At 40.6% G+C, this 4,182-nt stretch carries 4 protein-coding genes and 2 pseudogenes; all 6 read right to left on the bottom strand.

What is annotated here, in order from left to right; translation table 11 throughout:
* A pseudogene (locus R7Q46_RS24530) lies at positions 1–321 on the bottom strand (hypothetical protein); the annotation flags it as partial.
* A gap of 159 nt (positions 322–480) precedes the next feature.
* The gene (locus tag R7Q46_RS24535; RefSeq protein WP_213964463.1) at positions 481–924 is read right to left on the bottom strand and encodes an SMI1/KNR4 family protein; all 444 of its coding nucleotides are present in this window, start codon (positions 922–924) and stop codon (positions 481–483) included.
* Between the two features lie 305 nt (positions 925–1,229).
* Entirely contained in the window at positions 1,230–2,102 is an 873-nt protein-coding gene (locus tag R7Q46_RS24540; protein ID WP_318077853.1) for an immunity 49 family protein, read from the bottom strand.
* Positions 2,103–2,802: 700 nt separating this feature from the next.
* Positions 2,803–3,021 (bottom strand): hypothetical protein, encoded by a 219-nt coding sequence (locus R7Q46_RS24545; protein ID WP_033905291.1) that lies wholly within the window; start codon positions 3,019–3,021, stop codon positions 2,803–2,805.
* A 196-nt stretch (positions 3,022–3,217) separates the two neighbouring features.
* Positions 3,218–3,440: pseudogene (locus tag R7Q46_RS24550) on the bottom strand (hypothetical protein); the annotation flags it as partial.
* 63 nt (positions 3,441–3,503) lie between these two features.
* A partial coding sequence (locus R7Q46_RS24555) for an immunity 49 family protein (protein ID WP_318077851.1) occupies positions 3,504–4,182 on the bottom strand: 679 nt, incomplete at its 5' end.

Consider the following 4,182-nt stretch of genomic DNA (forward strand, 5'->3'; position numbering starts at 1 on the left):
ATAATCAGGTAATTTAATGCTTTGAGGCTCGCTTGGCTTGATGGCAAGTTGATGGTAAAAAGCACGCATCAATGATGATTCATATAGACATAGCGTGCCGATTCTCTCATCATCGTCTAATGGAGGTAACCATGTATACAGACGGAGCTGATAAGAAATACCATCGCTCAAGTAAACCAAGTTTTCTCTTTTTATAGATATGCGCCTTTTCCTTTTGTCTAAACTCTCTTTTATTTCTTCTCGATAAGCTTCTCTTTCAAAATCACTTAGTTCAACATGAGCTACTCGTTCAACCTTTTTTACCTCTGAGCTATCAACCACTTCTGAACTCTCCTATATCTATATCAAACTCTTTTGCTTTGAACTTGGAAACCTTACCGCTAGAGGGTATTTCTGCTTGTGTATGTAATTTCAGTTGGTGCCTCGTAAATCATATCAAAGTCGCCTGGCTTCGAAATTGAGGCTCTATGTAACAACAGTTCAAAGGCTGAGCATATATTCCAAAAATGCCTCAAATGTTGTCCATGATTGGGCTTCTTTACCAAACAATTCATCTATGAAAAGGGCTACTTGCCCCGATCTTTCTGATTCATTTGAAAATAAAAAGTAGTAGCCACCTCCGGCATAGCGCTCTAATACGCAACCGTTTTGTGGTATTTTCTCAAAATCACTCGGTATCTCATCCTCGCGAAGTTCAAGAGTGCGCTCAACTGTAAGATAGTCCTCATCTTCAGAGTATCCATAAATCGTATGACCAAACCACTCAACGTAACCATATTTTCTTAGAAAAACTTTATATGGCTCCGGAAAGGATAATCCTAGCTGATTTTCCATTTCATGAATTGATACGTCATTCAACTCTCCAAAGCACTCAAACCCTTCTTTTTCGGTGAATTGATCGAGCATTACGTCTGAGCTTCTCATATTTAAAACTCTATTTTTGATATATATTTTGCCTTCATCGTACCAGTGCAATCGCTTATTGTACTTCTGATGAGGCTTGGAATTCATTACCCTGAAGTTATTGAACGAGTTATCCCCTTTCCGAAATAAAAGAGGTCTTATGGTGAATGATTAAATCCGTCGAGAAGTCTTCCTGATTTAATCATTTTGAACAACTGCTTTGAAGTAAAACGCTTCGCTGCCTCTTTTGTAATCGCGTAACAACGAACCCCTCACCATAAACTTATAAGCCACCTCGTAAAAGATGGCTTATAAGTAAAGAGAATTTATCTAGTGATCTTCCCTGCTTTTACATCTTCTAGCCAACGTCCTTCAACAAGATAGGGTGGAAGCCAACCGGTTTCAATAGATAGACGGTTGCCTTTGTCGTACCACATACATGCCATGCCAAGCAGAGGGAAGTTGATAAAAGTTCTGATGCCTATCCTATCTGGTCCCAATTCTCGAAGATGATATTTCTCTTGGAACTGTAGGTTTTTAACGAGCACTTCCTCAAAATCATAACCAATATTAGTAGTGAGCGCTGCGAAGGTTTCTAGGATCCCCATCGCAATTTCCAACGCCCAGTTATCCCCTTGAGCTACCGCCGCGTCCATTGCTGCAACCAGCTTATCTGGGTAGTCCGATGTGCGGTTGTGGAACGACTGAATGACGTCTACTAGCATATAAGATAACTCGCCCGCTTTGGTAGAACTCTGTCTCATCAAAGAAATCGGAAAGTTTGCCAATATGTCCATGCTAGGTTTATCACGCACAGTCACCGAAGTAAAATAAGCATCTAGCCATCGATTAGGGTGTAAACATCCAGTTTTCAAAATACCTTCGCCTTTCCATGTCACTTCTGGATAATCAGGTAATTTAACGCTTTGAGGTTCATTTGGTTTAATGGCAAGTTGATGGTAAAAAGCACGCATCAATGATGCCTCATAAAGGCAAAGTGTTCCGATTTGTTCAGTTTCTATTGAAGGTGGAAAGCAACTATACCACCTCACTTGTTCTGAAACGTCGTCGCTAAGAGCGACTAAGTTCTCCCTACGGATTGCTATTAGCTCTTTGCGCTCATCTAAATCTTCATTGATATACATTTGGTAGTCAGCGACATCATTTGGTGTCAATTGAGGTTCCACCTTTCTCCTCATGCTAACTTTCTTTTTATTATCAGACATTTAATCCAGCCCTAATTCTACGTTAAATTCTTTTACATTAACTGAAGAAACCTCTCCAGCATCAGAAATAGCCGCTGCGGTGTGAATATATCTAACAGGAGTTTTTTTTCTCAATGCTTTTTATACTTCTGGCCGCTTTCCATTCGGTTGTATCTTTGTCCTTTTGAGCCATTAGATCAGTAATTGCAGTTGCATATTCAGTTGTCCCTTGCTGATATGCCATATTTCCAACCTTACGGCTGTCTAGTGGGCTAATACCTCTTAACGTCTACGAGAATAATTTCCCTGGGTTTTGGGTTCTTCTACAAGGTAGGCCATACCGTAGTCTCCTGGTTGTAAGAAAACACGCCATTATTTTTTAGGGGACAACTCCTAGTTAAGTGACATACCGTTGAGTCTTAGCCATAAAATGCCATGTGTCACGAAACATGAACGCCAAAAATAGAGATCTAACTTATTTTTTCCAGTACCCTCTAGATGCTCGCTCTGGGATTACCAGATTCCAAACAGATTTACTGCCTATAGATTCGTAAAACTCGGCGGCCCCGATCTCTTTAGTGGACGGCTGAAACCAATGAGGTTGAGGCACTTTTTTAGAATTCCATTAGAAACTGCCATAGCAATTGCTGTTTCACAGCACTCAACGTCGGTCAAGCCTTTGAAGGGGCCCTCCTTATATAAAATAAGTTTTTTCCGAGCCACTATATTGAGCAATTACAGACGTAACTGCCTTTCTATCACCATTATTTATTTTCAAAGTAAGCCCTGACTTTCCTAGCAAGGCTTTTAAATCGCACTCATTATTAGTAACCCACTTTTTAAGAGCCATATCATTAATAATGTTATCTCTGAAATTTATGAGTATAGTCACAAGATCATCTTCAAAATTCATTTTATCCTCAACTTTGCAATGGGATAACCTAGCTATCGTCCCAACTTTTAGTTTCTCCTAGAAATTGATTAACTCCACCTTCACCGACTGCTGGGTAAAAATCGCTCGTAGGCTCCCATCCAACGCTTAATGCCCCCAAAAAGGGCGAGATACCGTTAGTTTTATTAATTCATTGACTGGAATTTTGACTAGAGCTTCTGATATGTTTTTTACCTTTTGGCTTTCGGATTTTGACTTGCGAGAGAACGCCATCTTCTCCGACGGATGACTCTTTTGCTGCCTCTAAAATCTGATCGCAAACCTCTTGGGGGAAAGTTATTTTGTGCCTGATACTCTGCCAACATTTGCTGTAAGCGTTTTAACCCTTCTTCACAGAGGAAACCTGTTGAGTCAATCCACTAGATGGAGTTGATTGAATATCGGTAAACATATAATCCACCTCGTGAAAGGTGGATTATTTACTGAATTGCTAACTAAAGGATTTATCGAGTGATCTTCCCTGCTTTTACATCTTCTAGCCAACGTCCTTCAACAAGATAGGGTGGAAGCCAACCAGTTTCAACAGATAGACGGTTGCCTTTGTCGTACCACATACATGCCATACCAAGCAGAGGGAAAGATATGAAGGTTTCTATAGAAATTAAGCCCTCTGGCTTATCGAGCCTCATTTGGTATTGCTCTTGGAACTGTAGGTTCTTAATGAGTACTTCTTCAAAGTCATAACCGATGTCAGTTGTCAGGGCCGCAAAAGTTTCCAAAATACCCATGGCGATTTCTAATGCCCAATCATCACCCTGAGAAACTGCCGCGTCCATCGCGGCCACCAGTTTATCAGGGTAGTCCGACGTGCGGTTATGGAACGACTGAATGACATCTACTAGCATATAAGACAGCTCACCCGCTTTGGTAGAGCTCTGTCTCATCAAAGAAATCGGAAAGTTCGCCAATACACCCATGCTAGGTTTATCACGCACAATCACCGAAGTAAAATAAGCATCAAGCCACATTGAAGGACAAATAAAGCCTGTTTTAAAAATACCTTCACCATCCCATGTCACTTCTGGATAGCCGAGTATCTGGATACTTAATTCTTCATTGGGATTCATAGCAAGTTGATGATAACAGGCTCCCATTAAAGAAGTTTCATAAAGGCGTAATGTA

This window comes from Vibrio sp. 811 (assembly GCF_033339195.1).